Here is a 17,803-nt window from a genome sequence, read left to right as displayed (position 1 = left end):
GCTCCACCCGCGTTCCACCACGAAGAGGTCGCCATGTCTCGTCTGTCCGGCAAAGTCGCCATCGTCACCGGGGCAGCCTCGGGCATCGGCGAGGCGATCGTCCGCCGGTTCGCCGACGAGGGGGCCCGGGTCGTCGCGACCGACATCGTCGACGGGGCGGCCGTGGCCGCCGAGACGGGGGCCGAGTTCGTGCAGCACGACGTCGCCAACGGCGGCGACTGGAAGCGCGTCATGGACCGCATCGCCGAGCACTACGGCCGACTCGACGTGCTGGTCAACAACGCCGGCATCGTCTCGGGTCAGTCGATCGACGTCACCCAGCTCGAGAGCTGGAACCGCGTCTTCGCGGTCAACGTCACCGGCGTCATGCTCGGCACGCGCTTCGCCATCGAGCAGATGCGCGCGAACCCCGACGGCGAGGGCGGGTCGATCATCAACCTGGCTCCGGCGACGTCCTTCCTCGGCTTCGGTGACGACGCGGCCTACACGGCGAGCAAGCACGCGCTGGTCGGGCTCACCCGGTCGAGTGCCGCTCACGCCGCCCAGGAGGGCTGGAACATCCGCATCAACTCGCTGCACCCCGGCCCGACCGACACCGCCCTGTTCCGCCGTCAGGTCGAGGCCCAGCCGCAGGTGCTCGACGCGTTCCGCGCGATGAGCCCGCGGGGTCGACTCGCCAAGCCCGACGAGGTCGCCGGGCTCGCCCTGCACCTCGCGAGCGACGACTCGGCCTTCTCGACCGGCGCCCAGTTCGTCGTCGACGGCGGGCTGTCGAGCACGCACCCCTCGATGTAGCCGCGCTGCGTGGTGCGGTGCGGTGCGGTCCGGTGTGGCGCGGTGCACGGTGCGGCACCGCGATTCGTGCACGGCACCGCGTCTAGATCAGGTGCGGTGCACGATTCGCGGTGCGGTGCGGGCGGGGCGCGTCAGAAGAGCGTCGCCGGAGGCGCGGGCGGGGTCGCCGGCGCCGCGATCGGGTCGGTCGTGGCGACCGGTGCCCCCGGCCAGCCGGGCCCGGACGGCACGTCGGTGCGGTTCTGGAACGCCGTGGCCGCGCCCCGGGCCCGCACGTCGGCCGCCTCGTTCATCTCGTGGCCGACGTGGCCGCGGACCCACTCGAAGCGCACCTTCCGCCCGGCCAGGGCGGCGTCGAGCTCCTTGAGGATCTCGACGTTGAGCACGGGCTTGCCGTCGGCCTTCCGCCAGCCCTTGCGCTTCCAGCCGGGCATCCACTCGGTGCAGGCCTTGATCGTGTACTGGCTGTCGCACAGGATGTGCAGGTCGTCGTCGGTTCCGGCCGTGGCGCGCAGCAGCTCGAGCACGGCGGTGAGCTCGCCCTGGTTGTTGGTGGCACGCGGCCAGCCGCCGGCCGCCCACCGCTCGTCGTCGACGTACCAGGCCCATCCGGCGGGGCCGGGGTTGCCGAGGGCCGATCCGTCTGCTGCGGCGGTGATGGTCATGCGGGGTGCTCCTTGCGTCGACGGGTTGCCGGTCCACGGTAACGTGCCGGGCGCGACCGACCGGACCCGCGCCTCCTGCGGGGGTGTCGGCGATCGCCCGGTGGGGTGGCGCCCGCCCGTGTCAGCCGTTGTGGTCGGGGTGCGACCCGGTGCGCTCGCCCGTCTCGATGCCCGCGACGGCGGCGAGGTCGCCGGCGTCGAGCTCGAAGCCGAAGACGTCGAGGTTGGCGCGGATGCGCGACGGCGTGACCGACTTCGGGATCACGACGAGCCCCTGCTGCAGGTGCCAGCGGATCGTCACCTGGGCCGGGGTGACCCCGTGCTTCGCGCCGATGCGCACCAGGGCGGCGTTGTCCAGGATGCGCCCTCGCGCCAGCGGTGACCACGCCTCGGTGACGATGCCGTGGGCGGCGTCGAAGTCGCGCAGCTCGCGTTGCTGCAACCACGGGTGCGCCTCGACCTGGTTGATGGCCGGCACGACGTCGGTCTCGGCCATCAGGCGCTCGAGGTGCGCGATCTGGAAGTTGCTCACGCCGATCGAGAGCGCGCGGCCCTCGGCCCGGATCGTCTCGAGCGCGCGGTAGGTCTCGACGTACTTGTCCTGCCGCGGAGCCGGCCAGTGGATGAGGTAGAGCTCGACGTGGTCGGTGCCGAGCTTCGTCAGGCTCTCGTCGAACGAGCGGAGCGTCTCGTCGTAGCCGTGCGCGGTGTTCCAGACCTTGGTCGTGAGGAACACCTCGTCGCGCGGCACGCCCGAGGCCCGCAGGGCCCGGCCCACGCCCCGCTCGTTGGCGTAGAACTCGGCCGTGTCGAGGTGGCGGTACCCCTCGGCGAGGGCGGTCTCGACGACCCGCTCGGCCTCGTCGTCGGCGACCTTGTAGACGCCGAGGCCGAGCTGGGGGATCGTGCGGCCGTCGTTGAGGGTGATCTGGGGCACGTCGATGGAGGGCATGCCCCAACTCTGCCAGCGACCGACCGACGCGTGTCGCACGCACCGGGCGACCGTCCGGTGAACGGTGCGCGCCGGGCCCGACGCCCGAGGGACGAGGAGGCGCGGGTCAGCTCGTCTGGACCGGCACCGGTTCGGTGTCGGGCAGGGGGCTGGCGTCACGGCCGCGGAGGTCGGGCAGCGCCTTGTGGAACGCGGCCCCGACGATCATGCCGACGAAGGCGAAGCAGGCGGCGACGATGAGCCCGCCCTGGCCGCCGACGTGGTCGATCGCGAAGCCGGCGATGGCCGAACCCAGGGCCGAGCCGATCAGCTGGCCGGTGCCGGCCCAGCCGTAGGCCTCGGCCGTGTCGCTGAACTTCACGCTCGACGAGACGATCGCGAACATCACGGCCAGGGCGGGTGCGATGCCGACGCCCGCGATCAGCAGCGTGATGCTGATCGGCCAGAGGCCCGTCGCGAAGATCGCGAGGGTCATGCCCACGAACACGATGGCGATGCGGCGGGCGAGCGCCCACGGGCCGACCGGGACGTGCCCGAGGGCGAGACCGCCGACCAGCGACCCCGCGGCGAAGATCGCCAGGGCGATGCCCGAGTCGGCGCTCCCCTCGCCGAAGAGCGCGACGACGCCGGCCTCGACCGCGGCGCAGGCGCCGATGAGCAGGAACCCGGCGACGGTCGCGAGCAGCACGGTCGGCCGGGCCAGCACCTTGCCGAAGGCCCGCTTGCTGCGGGGGATGCGGACGCGTCCGACCTCGGGCGAGGCGATGAACCAGATGCCGCCGCCGACCAGGAACGCGGCCGCGAGCCAGATCGCCTCTCGCGTGCCGACCTGCGTGCCGACGAAGGTCGTGATGACCGGACCGGCGACCCAGATGATCTCTTGCGCGGACGCGTCGAGGGAGAAGAGGGGGGTGAGCTGGTTCGAGGTGACCATCTTCGGGTAGATGGTGCGGACGGCCGGCTGGACGGGAGGCACGCTGAGGCCCGTCACGAAGCCGAGCGCCATGAACACCGGCACCGAGAAGTCGTACAGGGTGAAGGTGACCATCGTGATGAGGCAGACCACCAGGGTCAGGGTGAGCACGGGGCGCATCGCCCAGCGGCCCATCCACCGGCTGGTGAGCGGCCCCGAGATCGCCTGACCGATGCTCGTCGCCGCGAGGACGAGACCGGCCGCGGCGTACGAGTGGTGGACGTGCTCGACGTGCAGCAGGAACGCGAGCGACAGCATGCCGAACGGGAAGCGCGCGGTCAGCTGGGCCGCGATGATGCGCGAGACGCCGGGCGTCTTCAGCAGGGTCGAATAGGTGCTCACGAGGGGACAAGTCTACGAGTGGGTCCGCGGTCCGCGACACGCCGTGGTCCCGAACTGGGGACATCCGTCGACGAGTGTCGGTGGTGGGGACGAACATGTGGAGAACGGCGCAGAACCGGGGAGAACCGCCCTCGTTCTGTGCAAAACGTGTGCGGTTCCCTGTGGACAACTCTGCGAGACGAACTACAGGCGTGTAACACCGCATCTAGTTGTGGGGGCAACCCCGGGCCACTAGATGTAGTATCGAGGAGTCGCCACGGGCACCACGACCCGCAGGCTCACGAACCACCGATCCGGCCTCAGGGGCCGGCCAGAACACAGGGGATCCCATGGCCATCACCGTCTACACCAAGCCGTCCTGCGTCCAGTGCACGGCCACCTACCGAGCCCTCGACAACAAGGGCATCGAGTACGACGTGCTCGACGTCACGGCCGACGACGCCGCCCTCGAGAAGGTCCGCGCCCTCGGCTACATGCAGGCCCCCGTGGTCATCGCCGACGACGACCACTGGAGCGGTTTCCGCCCCGACAAGATCGCCGCGCTGGCCGCCAAGGTCGACTAGTCGACCCGGCGCACAGCGCCCCACCAGTCGGATGACCCGGGGCTCGGGCCCACAACACGTCGGAGGCGAGGACTCGTCATGACGAACGAACTCGTCTACTTCTCGAGCGTCTCGGGCAACACCGACCGCTTCGTCAAGAAGCTCGGTCTGCCGGCCCGGCGCATCCCGCTGTTCCCGTCCGAGCCGCCGCTCCACGTCCGTGACCCCTACGTCCTCGTCCTGCCGACCTACGGTGGCGGCGAAGGACGAGGCGCCGTCCCGAAGCAGGTCATCCGGTTCCTCAACGACGAGGGCAACCGGCGCCTCATCCGAGGCGTGATCGCGGCGGGCAACACCAACTTCGGAGAGGGCTACTGCCTGGCCGGTGACATCGTCGCCGCCAAGTGCGACGTTCCCCTTCTCTACCGTTTCGAAGTCTTCGGAACACCAGACGACGTACAAGCCGTACACACAGGATTGGAAGAATTTTGGACGCAGCAGTCGATGACCTCGAAGTGATCGCCGCCCCGGGGCAGGGTCTCAGCTCGGGGATGGACTACCACTCCCTGAACGCGATGCTGAACCTCTACGGTCCGTCCGGCGAGATCCAGTTCGAGAAGGACCGCGAGGCGGCGAAGCAGTACTTCCTGCAGCACGTCAACCAGAACACGGTCTTCTTCCACAACCTGCGTGAGCGTCTCGACTACCTCGTCGAGAACGAGTACTACGAGCTCGCCACCATCGAGCAGTACGACTTCGCCTTCATCGAGAAGCTGAACGACCTCGCCTACTCGAAGAAGTTCCGCTTCCAGACCTTCCTCGGCGCGTTCAAGTACTACACCTCGTACACGCTCAAGACGTTCGACGGCAAGCGCTACCTCGAGCGCTTCGAGGACCGCGTCGTCATGACCGCCCTCGGCCTCGCCCAGGGCGACGAGAAGCTCGCCGTCGACCTCGTCGAAGAGATCATCGCGGGCCGGTTCCAGCCGGCCACGCCGACCTTCCTCAACACGGCGAAGGCCCAGCGCGGCGAGCTCGTCAGCTGCTTCCTGCTGCGCATCGAAGACAACATGGAGTCCATCTCGCGCGGCATCAACTCGTCGCTGCAGCTGTCGAAGCGCGGTGGCGGCGTCGCCCTGTCGCTCTCGAACATCCGCGAGGCCGGCGCCCCGATCAAGCAGATCGAGAACCAGTCGTCGGGCATCATCCCCGTCATGAAGCTGCTCGAAGACAGCTTCAGCTACGCCAACCAGCTCGGTGCCCGCCAGGGTGCCGGTGCGGTGTACCTCAGCGCACACCACCCCGACATCATGCGGTTCCTCGACACCAAGCGTGAGAACGCCGACGAGAAGATCCGCATCAAGACGCTGTCCCTCGGCGTCGTCGTGCCCGACATCACGTTCGAGCTCGCCAAGAACAACGAAGACATGTACCTCTTCTCGCCGTACGACGTCGAGAAGGTCTACGGCGTCCCCTTCGGCGACGTCGCGATCAGCGAGAAGTACCGCGAGATGGTCGCCGACTCGCGCATCAAGAAGACCAAGATCAAGGCGCGCGACTTCTTCCAGACGATTGCCGAGATCCAGTTCGAGTCGGGCTACCCCTACATCGTGTTCGAGGACACGGTCAACAAGGCGAACCCGATCAAGGGTCGCATCAACATGTCGAACCTGTGCTCCGAGATCCTGCAGGTCAACACGCCGACGACCTTCAACGAAGACCTCTCGTACAACGAGATCGGCAAGGACATCAGCTGCAACCTCGGCTCGATGAACATCGCCCTGTCGATGGACGCCCCCGACCTCGGCAAGACCGTCGAGACCGCGATCCGTGGCCTCAGCGCCGTCAGCGACATGAGCCACATCACGTCGGTCCGCTCGATCGAGGTCGGCAACGACCAGTCGCACGCCATCGGCCTCGGCCAGATGAACCTGCACGGCTACCTCGCCCGCGAGCGGGTGCACTACGGCACGCCCGAGGCGATCGACTTCACGAACATCTACTTCTACACGGTGCTGTTCCACGCCCTGCGCGCCTCGAACACCATCGCGATCGAGCGTGGCGTCACCTTCGGCGGCTTCGAGGACTCGACCTACGCGTCGGGCACCTTCTTCGACAAGTACACCGAGACCGAGTGGAAGCCCGAGACCGAGCGGGCGGCGGCACTGTTCGCCGACGCCGGCGTCGCGATCCCCACGCAGGACGACTGGCTCGCGCTCAAGGCCAGCATCATGCAGCACGGCATCTACAACCAGAACCTCCAGGCCGTGCCGCCGACCGGGTCGATCTCGTACATCAACCACTCGACGTCGTCGATCCACCCGATCGCGTCGAAGATCGAGATCCGCAAAGAGGGCAAGCTCGGTCGCGTGTACTACCCGGCGCCGTTCATGACGAACGACAACCTCGAGTACTACACCGACGCCTACGAGATCGGGCCCGAGAAGATCATCGACACCTACGCCGCGGCGACGCAGCACGTCGACCAGGGCCTGTCGCTCACGCTGTTCTTCAAAGACACGGCGAGCACGCGCGACATCAACAAGGCGCAGATCTACGCATGGCGCAAGGGCATCAAGACGATCTACTACATCCGCCTCCGCCAGCTCGCGCTCGAGGGCACCGAGGTCGACGGCTGCGTCAGCTGCATGCTCTAGGCCCTGCGCCTCGAGTCCTTGCGCCACCCGGCGCGGGCCGGTCTCGACGACCGGCCCGCGCCTCCTGAACTCACACTCCTGCTCCTGAAAGGCACGTCATGACCCTCACCGATCCGGTCCACGCCACCGGCAAGTCGGTCCCGCTGATCTCGTCGGTCAGTGCGATCAACTGGAACCGCATCCACGACGACAAGGACGTCGAGGTCTGGAACCGGCTGGTCAACAACTTCTGGCTGCCCGAGAAGATCCCGCTGTCGAACGACGTCCAGTCGTGGAACACCCTCACGCCCGAAGAGCAGCAGATGACGATGCGGGTCTTCACCGGCCTGACGCTGCTCGACACCATCCAGGGCACCGTCGGCGCGATCAGCCTGATCCCCGACGCGATCACCCCGCACGAAGAAGCCGTCTACACGAACATCGCGTTCATGGAGTCGGTGCACGCCAAGAGCTACTCGTCGATCTTCTCGACCCTCGCGTCGACCCCCGAGATCGACGACGCCTTCCGCTGGTCGACCGAGAACGTCAACCTGCAGAAGAAGGCCCAGATCGTCCTCGACTACTACACGGGCGACGACCCTCTGAAGCGCAAGGTCGCCTCGACGCTGCTCGAGTCGTTCCTGTTCTACAGCGGCTTCTACCTGCCGATGTACTGGTCGTCGCGCGCCAAGCTGACCAACACGGCCGACCTCATCCGCCTCATCATCCGCGACGAGGCCGTGCACGGGTACTACATCGGCTACAAGTTCCAGAAGGGTCTCGAAGGCGCCTCGGACGAGCGCAAGCAAGAGATCAAGGACTACACGTTCAACCTGCTCTTCGAGCTCTACGAGAACGAGATCCAGTACACGCAAGACCTCTACGACGGCGTCGGCCTCAGCGAAGACGTCAAGAAGTTCTTGCACTACAACGCCAACAAGGCGCTGATGAACCTCGGCTACGAGCCGATGTTCCCCAAGGAGACGACCGACGTGAACCCGGCGATCCTGTCCGCGCTCTCGCCGAACGCCGACGAGAACCACGACTTCTTCTCGGGGTCGGGTTCGTCGTACGTCATCGGCAAGGCCGTCAACACCGAAGACGAGGACTGGGACTTCTGACCCACCCCCGCACCACGCAGCAGGCGTCGCCCATCCCGGGCGGCGCCTGTTCTGCGTCCGGTCCGACCGCGTGCGGGCTCAGTCGGCGAGCAGCGCCGCACGGATCGCGGCGATGCCGATCCGCACCTCGGCGAACGAGGTGCTGAGCGGCGACAGTCCGATGCGCAGGGCGTCGGGGTTGCGGAAGTCCGGCACGACACCGGCCTCCCAGAGCCGCGCCACGATCGACCGGAACGAGTCGTGCGTGATCGTGACGTGGCTGCCGCGGCGGTCCGGTTCGCGAGGCGTCGCGACGGTCACCCCGAGCGGCACGAGCCAGGCGTCGACGAGGTCGAAGGCGTAGTCGGTCAGGGCGAGCGACTTCGACCGGATGGCATCGATGCCGGCCTCGTCGATCAGGTCGAGCATGTCGTGCATCGCGAGCATGCCCATCACCGGGGGAGTGCCGCTGATGAACCGCCGGATGCCGGTCGCCGGCTGGTACCCGTCGGCCATGGCGAACACGTCGGCGGCGCCCATCCACCCCTGGATCGGCTGGTCGAGCTCGGGCAGCAGCGAGGCGCGGGCGTAGACGAACGCGGGAGCTCCCGGCCCACCGTTCAGGTACTTGTAGGTGCAGCCGACGGCGAGGTCGACGCCCCACTCGTCGAGCTGCATCGGCACGACGCCGACGCTGTGGCAGAGGTCGGCCAGCACGAGACCGCCCGCCTCGTGCACGAGCGTCGTGATCGCGGGCAGGTCGACCAACCAGCCCGACCGGTACGACACGTGGTTCACCAGCAGCAGTGCGGTGTCGGGCCCCACGACGTCGCGCACCTGCGACACGGTCACGCCGGTCGCCTTGTCGACGGCGATCCAGCGGATCGTGGCCCCGTGCTCGCGGGCGATGCCCTCGACGACGAAGCGGTCGGTCGGGAACTGGTCGTCGTCGATGACGATCTCGTGGCGGTCGGGCCGAGCCCGCAGGCCCGCACGGATCGCCTTGTAGAGCAGCACGGTCGTCGAGTCCGCCACGACCGTCTGGCCCGGGGCGGCACCGAGGCAGGCCGCCGCGATGCGGTCGCCGAGCTCGGTCGGCAGGGCCATCCAGCGTTCGTCCCACGAGCGGATCAACCGCGTGCCCCAGGCGCCCTCGACGAACTCGGACAGCCGCGACAGCGTGGCGGTCACGGGCCGCCCGAGCGAGTTGCCGTCGAGGTACGACACCACGTCGACGGCCGGTACGAACCGGTCGACGTACGACGCCAGCGGGTCGGTGGCGTCGAGCGGGCCGGCGGGATGCGCCGAGGCCTGCTCGTCGGGGTCGGTGGCGTCGACGGGGTAGGCGAGCGGATCGGTCATCGGGTCTTCTCCTCGAGGGCGACGGCGAGCAGCTCGTCGGCGGTCAGTGCGGTCGCGCGGGCGAGCCAGGCGGCCCGTTCGTCGGAGGCCGCGGAGGCGCGGGGCGCGTCGGCGATCCAGGTCACGCGGGTGAACGGCAGGCGCGCACCGCCGGTGGGCCCGGCGACGTCGGGGGCGAGGGCGTCGAGCAGGCCGGCCAGCCCGAAGCCGGCCCGACCCATCGCGCGCAGCTCGCGTTCGTTCACCCCGAGCGGAAGGTCGCCGTTGCCGAGGTCGGTGCCGTAGAGCACCCGGCCCCCGGCGGCACGGAACCGCGACAGGTTGTCGACGGCTGTCTCGTGCGCGACCCCACCGAGACCGTAGCCATGGATGTCGAGCGTGCTCACCCACGTCGTGGACGCGGCCAGCCGGGCGATGAGGTCGTCGTCGAGCCGTTCGCTGAAGGGCGTGTGGGCGAGCCGGTCGACCCCGGCGTCGGCCGCGCGTGCCGCCTGGCCGACGCCCTGGACGTGGGCGACCACGGGCAGGTCGAGCCCGTGTGCGGCGTCGACGACGGCGGCCAGCATCGCGTCGTCGAGGACGGGGCCGACGTCGGAGTTCAGGGCGACCTTGACGATCGAGGCGCCGAGGGCGTGCTGCTGCTCGACGAGCCGGGCCGCGCGGCGCAGCCGGGTCGAGGCGCGGAGGCCGCCGACCGGGAGGGAGGCGCGGGGCGGCGCCCAGCCCGCCCGGCTCGGGTACCCGCCCGGCGCCGTGATCAACCCGCCGGCGATCGCCACCTCGGGCCAGCCGTCGCGACCCGACCGGCCGAGCCAGCCGGAGGCGACCGTCGGGTCCCACCCGAGGTCGACGACCCGCGAGATGCCGCCGACGGGCAGCTGCGTGGCGTCGATCAGGCCGAGGTGGACGTGCGAGTCGGTGAAGGGGGCGAGCACGGTGCCCGGCACGTGGGGCAGCTCGGCGCCGGCCAGGGTGTCGGCGTCGTGCGCGTCGGCCGATCCGGCGAAGACCACGCCGTGGGCGTCGAGGCGCAACAGGCTGCGACCGGACCACCGGCCCGACCAGGCGTGGTCGACCGTGACGAGCCGCGCCTCCTGGTCCATGACCCGACCCTATTCGTGCGTGCTGCCCGTGCCCTGCAGGCCCGCCCGCGTCCGGGGACGACGAGGCGGGCTCGCAGGGTGGGTGCCGACGAGGCGGGCTCGCAGGGTGGGTGCCGAGGAGGCGCGACTCAGCCGGGCAGGACGGCCCGCGAGCACCGCGCCACGTAGGGCAGGCGGATGAGGTCGGCGCCGCGGGTGTCCGGGTGCGTGTCGAGCAGCCGCTCGACGTCGCGCAGCAGGGCCGCGCGGTCGTCGGGCGAGAGCGTGATGACGTAGCTGCGCGACGCGATCATGGCGAGGAACTCGTCGCGACCCAGCTCGTGCACCCAGGGGACGTCGTACCGCTCGACGGTGCCGAACGGCGCACCGACGACCGGTGCGTCCGACCCCATGTCGCGCTCTCGGGGTTGGCGCATCACCCGGCTGAGCTCCGCCAGCCACGGCACGGACTCGTCGCGGATGTTCCAGACGAGGCCGAGGGTGCCGCCGGGACGCAGGACGCGGGCGATCTCGGGCACGGCGCGGGCGGGGTCGACCCAGTGCCAGGCCTGCGCGACGAGGACGGCGTCCACCGAGTCGTCGCCGAGGGGGATGTCCTCGGCCGACCCGGCGACCGACGTCGCCCCGGGGACGACCTGCTCGAGGGTCGCGCGCATGCCCGGCGAGGGCTCGACGGCCGTGACCGACGGGGCACGGTCGAGCAGCAGACGGGTGAGCTTGCCCGTGCCCGCCCCCAGGTCGACCACGTGACAGGCGCCCTCGGGCAGCAGCCAGTCGACGGCGTCGAGGGGGTACGACGGGCGACCCCTCTCGTAGACGTCGGCGGCCAGCCCGAACGAGGCGGCGAGGTCGGAATCGGGTCGTGCGGGGTCGAAGCCGTGGGCGGCCGGATCGAACCCCTCCTGGAGTGGTTGATGTGTCACCGGAACACTGTCGCACGTCACGATCCGTCACACACCCTCTGTTACGTCGGCCTCGGGCGCAGCATGGAGGGGATGACTTCCTCGCTGCCTCCGACCCCCTCGTCCCCGCGTCCGACCCGTCCCCTGCGGGTCGTCGCGGTGTCCGGCACCCTCAGCACGCCGTCGAAGACCGACGCCCTCGTGCACGAGATCGTGACGGCGCTGGGTGACGTCCTGCCGATCGAGGCGCACGTGATCCGGGTCAGCGAACTCGGCCCCCTGTTCGCCGGCGCGCTCACCCGGGACCAGCTCGACGAGCGGGTCGAGCGCGAGCTGGTCGCCATCGAGACCGCCGACCTGCTGATCGTCGCCTCGCCCGTCTACCGCGCCTCCTTCACCGGGCTGTTCAAGCACCTGTTCGACTTCGTCGAGCAGTACGCGCTCGTGGACGTGCCCGTGCTGCTCGCCGCGACGGGGGGCAGCGAGCGCCACGCGCTGATTATCGAGCATGCGTTGCGACCGCTGTTCGGGTTCTTCCAGGCCCTCACCCTGCCGCTGGGCGTCTACGCGCACACGACCGACTTCACGGCGACCGGAGGCGCGGAGAAGTACGCGGTCACGGCCCCTCTGCTGCAGGAGCGCATCCGCCACGCGATCCAGCGCGGCCTGCCGCTGATCCGCTCGAGCATCGCCGAGAAGGGGCGCATCGAGCAGACCCTCGACGACGGCGACGCGCGCGACGACCTGGCGGGGGACGACCCGCGCGCCGGCGAGCTCGACGTCACGACCCCGACGCGCCTGTTCAGCTGAGCGCGACCCGAAGGCGGGGCAGCCGCTCCGGGATGCCCACCGGTATCGTGATCGTCGTGAACCCCGACCCGACTCCCCGTGGCCCGTCCGTCGCCCGCGCCGAGATCCGCGACAGCGAGGCACAGCGCCGCCTCGGCCTGTTGCCCTCCGGCGTGCTGCCGGGGCGCGCGGCCCGATGGGTGGACGACGGCGTGGACGACCTGTCCGTGCTCGCGCTCGCCGAGGCACAGACCAGCACCGACGACGCCCGCGAGGCGCTCCTCGCCCAGGCGGCCGTCGACCTCGGCCTCGGCTTCGGCTCGGTGCGCGAGGCGCGTGCCCACCACGGTCAGCGCGTCGTCGAGTCGATGACGGCCGCGTCGGCCCCTGCCGACGCCCTGGGCTTCTCGAACGGCTTCACCGACACCATCGAGGAGTCGGTGCGCGACAGCATCGCCCGCCTCTTCAAGCCCCGCGGCTGATCCCGGGCGTCGACGCGACCGGACGCAGGAGGCGCGGTGCCGGTCGTGACCGGCACCGCGCCTCCTGCGGTCGTGCCGTGGGTCAGGCCTTGCCGACCTCGAGCTCGACGACCGCCCACGAGAGGGCGGGCAGGCGGAGGCGCGCGGTGCCGCCGTCGACCGTGACGCCGGTCAGCGGCACGAGGCCCACGGTGTCCTGCGCGCCCTCGGTGTTGGACGAGAAGCGGTCGCCGCCCTCGGGGACGGCCAGGACCTCGGCGCGGGTGACGCGTCCGCCGCTGAAGCCGCGCAGGGCGACCTCGACGTCGGCCGCCTCGTCGAGACCGCGGTTGGCGAGGAAGAACGCGACCGTGCCGGCCTCCTCGTCGTAGGTGGCGCTGACGTCGACCAGGTCGGCGTCGCCGTACTTCTCGGTGTCGACCTTGTCGCTCGTGACGAGGGTGCGCAGGATCTGCCCGGTGGCGAGCGCGGCCATGCGGGCGAACGGCCAGAAGATCGACTGACGCCACGCGGGCCCGCCTGCCTCGCTGCGGATCGGCGCGATGACGTTGACGAGCTGCGCCTGGTTGGCGATCTTGACCCGGTCGCCGTGACGCAGCAGCGAGTTGAGGAAGGTGCCGACCACGACCGCGTCGGTGACGTTGTACTGGTCCTCGATCAGCCGGGGGTGCTCGCGCCAGCCCTTCGACACGTTGTGCGGCTGGTCGTCCGAGTCGAGGCCCGTCTGGTACCAGACGTTCCACTCGTCGAACGAGATGTCGACCTGCTTCGTGTGCTTGCCGGCGGCCTTGACGCCGTCGATCGTCGACACGACCTCCTCGATGAACGCGTCCATGTCGACGGCCGTCGCGAGGAAGCTCTTCGCGTCGCCGTCGTGCTCCTGGTAGTACGCGTGCATCGACACGTAGTCGACCTCGTCGTAGGCGTGCGTCAGGACCTCGTGCTCCCAGGTGCCGAAGGTGGGCATGCCGCGGCCCGAGCTGCCGACGGCGACCAGCTCGATCGAGTCGTCGACGAACTTCATGGCCTTGGCGGCCTCCTGGGCGAGGCGGCCGTACTCGGTGGCCGTCTTGTGGCCGATCTGCCACGGGCCGTCGAGCTCGTTGCCGAGGCACCAGAGCTTGATGTCGAAGGGGTCCTTGGCGCCGTTGGCGATGCGGCGGTCGCTCAGCGCGGTGCCGCCGGGGTGGTTGGCGTACTCGACGAGCTCCCGGGCGGCGTCGACGCCCCGGGTGCCGAGGTTGACGGCCTCCATCACCTCGGTGCCGGCGAGCTTCGACCACGCGACGAACTCGTGCAGGCCGAAGGCGTTGGTCTCGACGGTGTGCCAGGCGCCGTCGAGGCGACGGGGGCGCTGGTCGACCGGGCCGACGCCGTCCTCCCAGTTGTACCCCGAGACGAAGTTGCCGCCGGGGTAGCGGATGACGGTGGCGCCGAGCTCCTTGGTGAGGTCGAGGACGTCCTGGCGGAAGCCGTTCTCGTCGGCGGTGGGGTGGCCGGGTTCGTAGATGCCGGTGTAGACGCAGCGGCCCATGTGCTCGACGAACGAGCCGAACAGGCGGCGGGGGACCGGGCCGATGGTGAACTCGCGGTCGACGGTGATGCGGGCGGTGGACATGGGTCTCCTAGGTGAGGGGATCGGCGTGCGTGTGGTGGGGACGAGGAGGCGCGGTGCGGCAGGGCGGTCGCGTCCGGGGCGGTCGGATCACTGACCTCCGAACCCGGTGGTCGAGATGCCCTTGATGATCTGCCGCTGGAAGAACAGGAACACGAGGATGAGCGGCAGGGCGGCGAGGACCGCGGCGGCCATGTTCTGCGCGTACTGGATGCCGTAGGCGCTCTCGATGGTCTGCAGGCCGACCGGCAGGGTGAGCAGCGACGCGTCGTTCGTGACGATGAACGGCCACAGGAAGTTGTTCCAGGCGCCGATGAACACGAAGATCGACACCGCGCCGAGGATGGGGCGCGACAGCGGCAGCAAGATCGTGAAGAAGACCCGGATGCGCCCCGCGCCGTCGACGCGGGCGGCGTCCTCGAGCTCGATCGGCACCTGGTCGAAGAACTTCTTCAGCACGAACACCATCGCCGGGGCGATCGCCTGCGGCAGGATGATGCCCCAGTACGTGTCGACCATGTCGAAGGCGAGCATCTGGTAGAACAGCGGCACGATCAGCACCTGCGGCGGGATGATGATCGACGCGATCGTCGCGACGTACAGCCACTTCTTGCCGCGGAAGTCGAGGCGCGAGAAGGCGTAGGCGACGAGGGCCGAGGTGGCCACGACGATCAGCGTGATGACGATCGAGGTGAACAGGCTGTTGAACAGCCACACCGGGATGTTGCCCTGTTCGAGCACCCCGCGGTAGGCGTCCAGCGTGAAGCCGCCGGCCGGGATCCAGGTCTGCGGCGTCGCCGCGGCGTCGGTCTCGCTCTTGAACGAGGTGGCGAGCGACCACAGGAACGGCAGCAGCCAGAGGACGGCGAGCACGACCAGGATGGCCACGCTGATCACGGCCATGGGGCCGAACGGCTTCTGGCCGGGCTTGTGGCCCTTCCGGCCCCGGCCGGCGGTGGGGGCCCGCAGGTCGGACGTGGGGGCGAGGGCGGGGGCGGTCATTTCTGGGCTCCCTTGCGGTTGCGGGCGGTGATGCTGAACTGCGCGATCGAGATGACGACGATGACCGCGAAGAAGATGTACGAGATCGCCGACGAGTAGCCGAAGCGGTAGCCGGTGAAGCCGGTGTCGAAGATGTACTGCACGGCCGAGCGGGTGCTTCCCGCCGGTCCGCCGGTGGTCATCTGGTAGATCTGGTCGAAGACCTTCAGCGAGGCGAGCACCTGGAGGATGACGATCAGGCCCGTGGTCGGGCCGAGCTGCGGGATGGTGATCGACAGCAGCGACCGCCAGCGTCCGGCGCCGTCGAGCGACGCGGCCTCGTACTGCTGGTCGGGGATGTTCTGCAGGGCGGCGAGGTACAGCAGGAAGTTGAAGCCGACCGTCCACCAGACGGTGGTCGCGACCACGGCGATCATGGCGGTGTCGGGGTCCTGCAGCCAGGCGGGTTGCGGCAGCCCCAGCGTGCCGAGCACGTTGTTGATCGGGCCGAGGGTGGGGCTGTAGAGCTGGATCCAGAACAGCGAGACGACCGTCGAGGCGAGCAGGTACGGCAGGAAGAAGCTCAGCCGCCAGAGCCACTGACCCGGCAGCCCGGTGTTGACGAGGATGGCGAGCACGAGCGCGACGACGACGAGCGGGATCGTGCTGAGCACCGTGAACCACAGCGTGTTGAGCATCGAACGCCACATGTCGCCGTCGGCGAAGGCCTCGGCGTAGTTGGCGACGCCGATCAGCTCGCCGCCCTGGCCGGTCAGGCTCTGGCCGGTGAAGCTCAGGTAGAAGCCGTGGAGCAGCGGCCAGACCAGGAACACCGCGAAGAGCACGGTGAACGGAGCGGCGAAGCCCCAGCCGATGCGGTTGTCGGAGGGGCCGGTCCGCTTGCGGGAGGCGCGGCTGCGGTCGGTCGCGCGGGCGTCGGACCGCGTGCGCTCGGCGGTGGCCCGGGGGGCCTTGACCGTGGTGGAGGTCACAGATCGACTCCTTCGTCGTCGTGATGGTCGGGTCGTGCGGAGGGGGAGGAGGGCGGTGTCGGGCGGTCGGGGCGGCGGTGTCGTGTCGGCGTGGGGGAGGGCACGACGGTCACACCGGAGCCGGCCGCGACAGCTGTGTGTTGACTCGCGCGACGAACCGACGCATGCCGTCGGCCGCGTCGTCCTTGGCGAGGATCACGGACTGGATCGAATCGAGGAAGTACGTCTGGAAGTCCGAGCCCGAGCCGGTGAACCAGGCGGGCGGGTCGTAGTTCAGGTAGTCCGCCGCCTCGGCGTAGTTCGCCTGCGGTCGCAGCTCGGCGTACTCGGGGCTCTCGACGATCGGCAGGTAGGCCGGGATGTGCCCGGCCGCGGCCCAGGAGATGGAGTCCTTCAGGATGGTCGAGACCATCTTGTAGACGTCCTCGCGCTTGACGTCGTCGACCTCGCTCTGCCTCGGCAGCACGAACGCGTGCGAGTCGGCGTAGACGGCCGGCGTGCCGAAGAGCGTCGGGATGATGCTGCCGTCGAACGGGATGCCCGCGTTCTCGGCGCTCGGGACCTCCCACACGCCGGTGAAGAGCATGCCGCTCTCGCCGCTGACGAACTCGGCGATGCCCGACTGGATGTCGCTGGCCGTGGCCATCGCCGTGCCGTCCGTGAGCTGCTGCATGAACTGGAGCGCGGTGACGGCGGCCTGCTCGTCGTACTCGACCGTGCCGCCCTCCTTCAGCACCATGTCGGCGCCCTGCTGCTTGTAGAACGTGTAGAACATGCGCCACAGCTGTGCGCCGTCGTTGAGGTAGCCCCACGAGGCGCCGTGCTTGCCGGTCACCTGCTGCATGGCGTTCGCGACCTCGAGGAACTGTTCGGGGCTGGTGATCTCGACGAGCTTGCCGTCCGGGCCGAGGGCACCCGCCTGGGCGGCGATGTCGGTGTTGTACAACAGGATGAACGGGTGCGAGTCGAGGGCGACCGAGTAGAGGTCGCCGCCGTTGAAGCCCTTCTTCCACACGGCCTCGGCGAAGTCCTCTTCGCGGACGCCGTACGACGCGAGCTTCTCGACGTCCCACGGGTCGAGCAGGCCGCCGGGGGCGTAGCCGGGCACGCGCGAGGCGTGCATGATCGCGACGTCCGGTGCGCGACCGCCGGCCGAGGCCATGGCGAGCTTCGTGTAGTACGGGGTGCCCCAGGCGAGCACGGTCTGCGTCGCGTGGAACCCCGGGTTCTGCTCGTTGGCCTGGTCGATCAGCGCCGACATCTTGATGCCGTCACCGCCGCTGAGCAGGTGCCAGAACTTCAGCTGCGCGACGTCCGTGCCCGAGCCGGTGACCGCCCCGGGCGCACAGCCCGAGAGGCCCGTGGCGACGAACGCCCCGCCGACGAGGGCGGCCGAGCCGAGCAACATGCTGCGGCGGCTGAGGCCGCGGGGGGTGGCGGTGCCGGCGGTGGTGCCCGGTCGCGGTGCCGGGGTCGTCCGATGGTTCTCGGTCATCTTCACTCCTTCGTGATGCGTGACGAGAGCGACTATTCCATCGTTGTAACGGATGCGCAAGAGGTTTCCGGCACACC

General features: G+C 69.6%; 17 protein-coding genes. 7 read left to right on the top strand and 10 right to left on the bottom strand.

The window, feature by feature from the left end; all coding sequences use genetic code 11:
* Positions 1-33: 33 nt before the first annotated feature.
* Positions 34-795 (top strand): SDR family NAD(P)-dependent oxidoreductase, encoded by a 762-nt coding sequence (locus EDF21_RS13025; protein ID WP_043596555.1) that lies wholly within the window; start codon positions 34-36, stop codon positions 793-795.
* A gap of 131 nt (positions 796-926) precedes the next feature.
* Here the strand turns inward: EDF21_RS13025 and EDF21_RS13020 are convergent, their stop codons facing one another.
* The 3 genes from EDF21_RS13020 to EDF21_RS13010 all read right to left on the bottom strand — a co-directional run bounded on the left by EDF21_RS13020 (position 927) and on the right by EDF21_RS13010 (position 3,727).
* Positions 927-1,460 carry a ribonuclease H gene (locus EDF21_RS13020; protein ID WP_056048966.1) on the bottom strand — a complete coding sequence of 178 codons (534 nt, stop codon included), beginning with the start codon at positions 1,458-1,460 and terminating at the stop codon, positions 927-929.
* Between the two features lie 121 nt (positions 1,461-1,581).
* Complete coding sequence (locus tag EDF21_RS13015; protein WP_123571637.1) at positions 1,582-2,412, bottom strand: aldo/keto reductase; 831 nt, start codon at positions 2,410-2,412, stop codon at positions 1,582-1,584.
* Between the two features lie 106 nt (positions 2,413-2,518).
* A complete protein-coding gene (locus EDF21_RS13010; protein ID WP_056048960.1) occupies positions 2,519-3,727 on the bottom strand; it encodes an MFS transporter in 1,209 nt (402 codons plus the stop codon).
* A 329-nt stretch (positions 3,728-4,056) separates the two neighbouring features.
* Here EDF21_RS13010 and nrdH point away from each other — a divergent pair, with 329 nt between their 5' ends.
* The 4 genes from nrdH to nrdF all read left to right on the top strand — a co-directional run bounded on the left by nrdH (position 4,057) and on the right by nrdF (position 8,026).
* Positions 4,057-4,290, top strand: a complete 234-nt coding sequence (gene nrdH / locus EDF21_RS13005) for a glutaredoxin-like protein NrdH (RefSeq protein WP_043596549.1) — start codon at positions 4,057-4,059, stop codon at positions 4,288-4,290.
* Positions 4,291-4,368: 78 nt separating this feature from the next.
* A complete protein-coding gene (nrdI, locus tag EDF21_RS13000; RefSeq protein ID WP_056048957.1) occupies positions 4,369-4,788 on the top strand; it encodes a class Ib ribonucleoside-diphosphate reductase assembly flavoprotein NrdI in 420 nt (139 codons plus the stop codon).
* 32 nt (positions 4,789-4,820) lie between these two features.
* Positions 4,821-6,926, top strand: coding sequence for a class 1b ribonucleoside-diphosphate reductase subunit alpha (gene nrdE, locus EDF21_RS12995; RefSeq protein ID WP_123571747.1), 2,106 nt, complete (start codon positions 4,821-4,823; stop codon positions 6,924-6,926).
* Between the two features lie 98 nt (positions 6,927-7,024).
* On the top strand, positions 7,025-8,026 hold the full coding sequence (gene nrdF, locus EDF21_RS12990; RefSeq protein WP_056048952.1) for a class 1b ribonucleoside-diphosphate reductase subunit beta: 1,002 nt from the start codon (positions 7,025-7,027) through the stop codon (positions 8,024-8,026).
* 78 nt (positions 8,027-8,104) lie between these two features.
* On the opposite strand, the gene EDF21_RS12985 is transcribed toward nrdF, so the two are convergent.
* The 3 genes from EDF21_RS12985 to EDF21_RS12975 all read right to left on the bottom strand — a co-directional run bounded on the left by EDF21_RS12985 (position 8,105) and on the right by EDF21_RS12975 (position 11,393).
* Positions 8,105-9,367, bottom strand: a complete 1,263-nt coding sequence (locus EDF21_RS12985) for a kynureninase (protein WP_056048949.1) — start codon at positions 9,365-9,367, stop codon at positions 8,105-8,107.
* Positions 9,364-10,470, bottom strand: a complete 1,107-nt coding sequence (locus EDF21_RS12980) for a hypothetical protein (RefSeq protein WP_056048945.1) — start codon at positions 10,468-10,470, stop codon at positions 9,364-9,366. The genes EDF21_RS12985 and EDF21_RS12980 overlap by 4 nt, the downstream gene beginning before the upstream one ends.
* A 128-nt stretch (positions 10,471-10,598) precedes the next feature.
* On the bottom strand, positions 10,599-11,393 hold the full coding sequence (locus EDF21_RS12975) for a class I SAM-dependent methyltransferase (RefSeq protein ID WP_123571636.1): 795 nt from the start codon (positions 11,391-11,393) through the stop codon (positions 10,599-10,601).
* A 72-nt stretch (positions 11,394-11,465) separates the two neighbouring features.
* Between EDF21_RS12975 and msuE the strand changes: the two genes are divergently transcribed.
* The gene (gene msuE / locus EDF21_RS12970) at positions 11,466-12,182 is read left to right on the top strand and encodes an FMN reductase (RefSeq protein WP_123571635.1); all 717 of its coding nucleotides are present in this window, start codon (positions 11,466-11,468) and stop codon (positions 12,180-12,182) included.
* Positions 12,183-12,214: 32 nt separating this feature from the next.
* Positions 12,215-12,643 (top strand): hypothetical protein, encoded by a 429-nt coding sequence (locus EDF21_RS12965; RefSeq protein WP_056048939.1) that lies wholly within the window; start codon positions 12,215-12,217, stop codon positions 12,641-12,643.
* Between the two features lie 82 nt (positions 12,644-12,725).
* On the opposite strand, the gene EDF21_RS12960 is transcribed toward EDF21_RS12965, so the two are convergent.
* The 4 genes from EDF21_RS12960 to EDF21_RS12945 all read right to left on the bottom strand — a co-directional run bounded on the left by EDF21_RS12960 (position 12,726) and on the right by EDF21_RS12945 (position 17,726).
* Positions 12,726-14,261 carry an alpha-N-arabinofuranosidase gene (locus EDF21_RS12960; RefSeq protein ID WP_123571634.1) on the bottom strand — a complete coding sequence of 512 codons (1,536 nt, stop codon included), beginning with the start codon at positions 14,259-14,261 and terminating at the stop codon, positions 12,726-12,728.
* Between the two features lie 87 nt (positions 14,262-14,348).
* Positions 14,349-15,260 carry a carbohydrate ABC transporter permease gene (locus tag EDF21_RS12955; protein ID WP_056048933.1) on the bottom strand — a complete coding sequence of 304 codons (912 nt, stop codon included), beginning with the start codon at positions 15,258-15,260 and terminating at the stop codon, positions 14,349-14,351.
* The gene (locus EDF21_RS12950; protein WP_043593482.1) at positions 15,257-16,114 is read right to left on the bottom strand and encodes a carbohydrate ABC transporter permease; all 858 of its coding nucleotides are present in this window, start codon (positions 16,112-16,114) and stop codon (positions 15,257-15,259) included. The genes EDF21_RS12955 and EDF21_RS12950 overlap by 4 nt, the downstream gene beginning before the upstream one ends.
* A 226-nt stretch (positions 16,115-16,340) precedes the next feature.
* Positions 16,341-17,726 carry an extracellular solute-binding protein gene (locus tag EDF21_RS12945; protein WP_123571746.1) on the bottom strand — a complete coding sequence of 462 codons (1,386 nt, stop codon included), beginning with the start codon at positions 17,724-17,726 and terminating at the stop codon, positions 16,341-16,343.
* Between the last annotated feature and the right edge of the window lie 77 nt (positions 17,727-17,803).

This window comes from Frigoribacterium sp. PhB118, assembly GCF_003751725.1.
Lineage (GTDB): Bacteria > Actinomycetota > Actinomycetes > Actinomycetales > Microbacteriaceae > Frigoribacterium.
Note: the sequence above shows the minus strand (reverse complement) of the source record. Positions and strands in the feature narration are given on the sequence as shown.

Bases quoted from the DNA above. Each gene is read 5' to 3' on its own strand.
- nrdH (WP_043596549.1), top strand. From the start codon at position 4,057: ATGGCCATCACCGTCTACACCAAGCCGTCCTGCGTCCAGTGCACGGCC.
- msuE (WP_123571635.1), top strand. From the start codon at position 11,466: ATGACTTCCTCGCTGCCTCCGACCCCCTCGTCCCCGCGTCCGACCCGT.
- EDF21_RS12985 (WP_056048949.1), bottom strand. From the start codon at position 9,367: ATGACCGATCCGCTCGCCTACCCCGTCGACGCCACCGACCCCGACGAG.
- nrdI (WP_056048957.1), top strand. From the start codon at position 4,369: ATGACGAACGAACTCGTCTACTTCTCGAGCGTCTCGGGCAACACCGAC.
- nrdF (WP_056048952.1), top strand. From the start codon at position 7,025: ATGACCCTCACCGATCCGGTCCACGCCACCGGCAAGTCGGTCCCGCTG.
- EDF21_RS13020 (WP_056048966.1), bottom strand. From the start codon at position 1,460: ATGACCATCACCGCCGCAGCAGACGGATCGGCCCTCGGCAACCCCGGC.
- EDF21_RS12945 (WP_123571746.1), bottom strand. From the start codon at position 17,726: ATGACCGAGAACCATCGGACGACCCCGGCACCGCGACCGGGCACCACC.
- EDF21_RS12965 (WP_056048939.1), top strand. From the start codon at position 12,215: ATGCCCACCGGTATCGTGATCGTCGTGAACCCCGACCCGACTCCCCGT.
- EDF21_RS12960 (WP_123571634.1), bottom strand. From the start codon at position 14,261: ATGTCCACCGCCCGCATCACCGTCGACCGCGAGTTCACCATCGGCCCG.
- EDF21_RS13025 (WP_043596555.1), top strand. From the start codon at position 34: ATGTCTCGTCTGTCCGGCAAAGTCGCCATCGTCACCGGGGCAGCCTCG.
- nrdE (WP_123571747.1), top strand. From the start codon at position 4,821: ATGGACTACCACTCCCTGAACGCGATGCTGAACCTCTACGGTCCGTCC.
- EDF21_RS12980 (WP_056048945.1), bottom strand. From the start codon at position 10,470: ATGGACCAGGAGGCGCGGCTCGTCACGGTCGACCACGCCTGGTCGGGC.
- EDF21_RS12955 (WP_056048933.1), bottom strand. From the start codon at position 15,260: ATGACCGCCCCCGCCCTCGCCCCCACGTCCGACCTGCGGGCCCCCACC.
- EDF21_RS13015 (WP_123571637.1), bottom strand. From the start codon at position 2,412: ATGCCCTCCATCGACGTGCCCCAGATCACCCTCAACGACGGCCGCACG.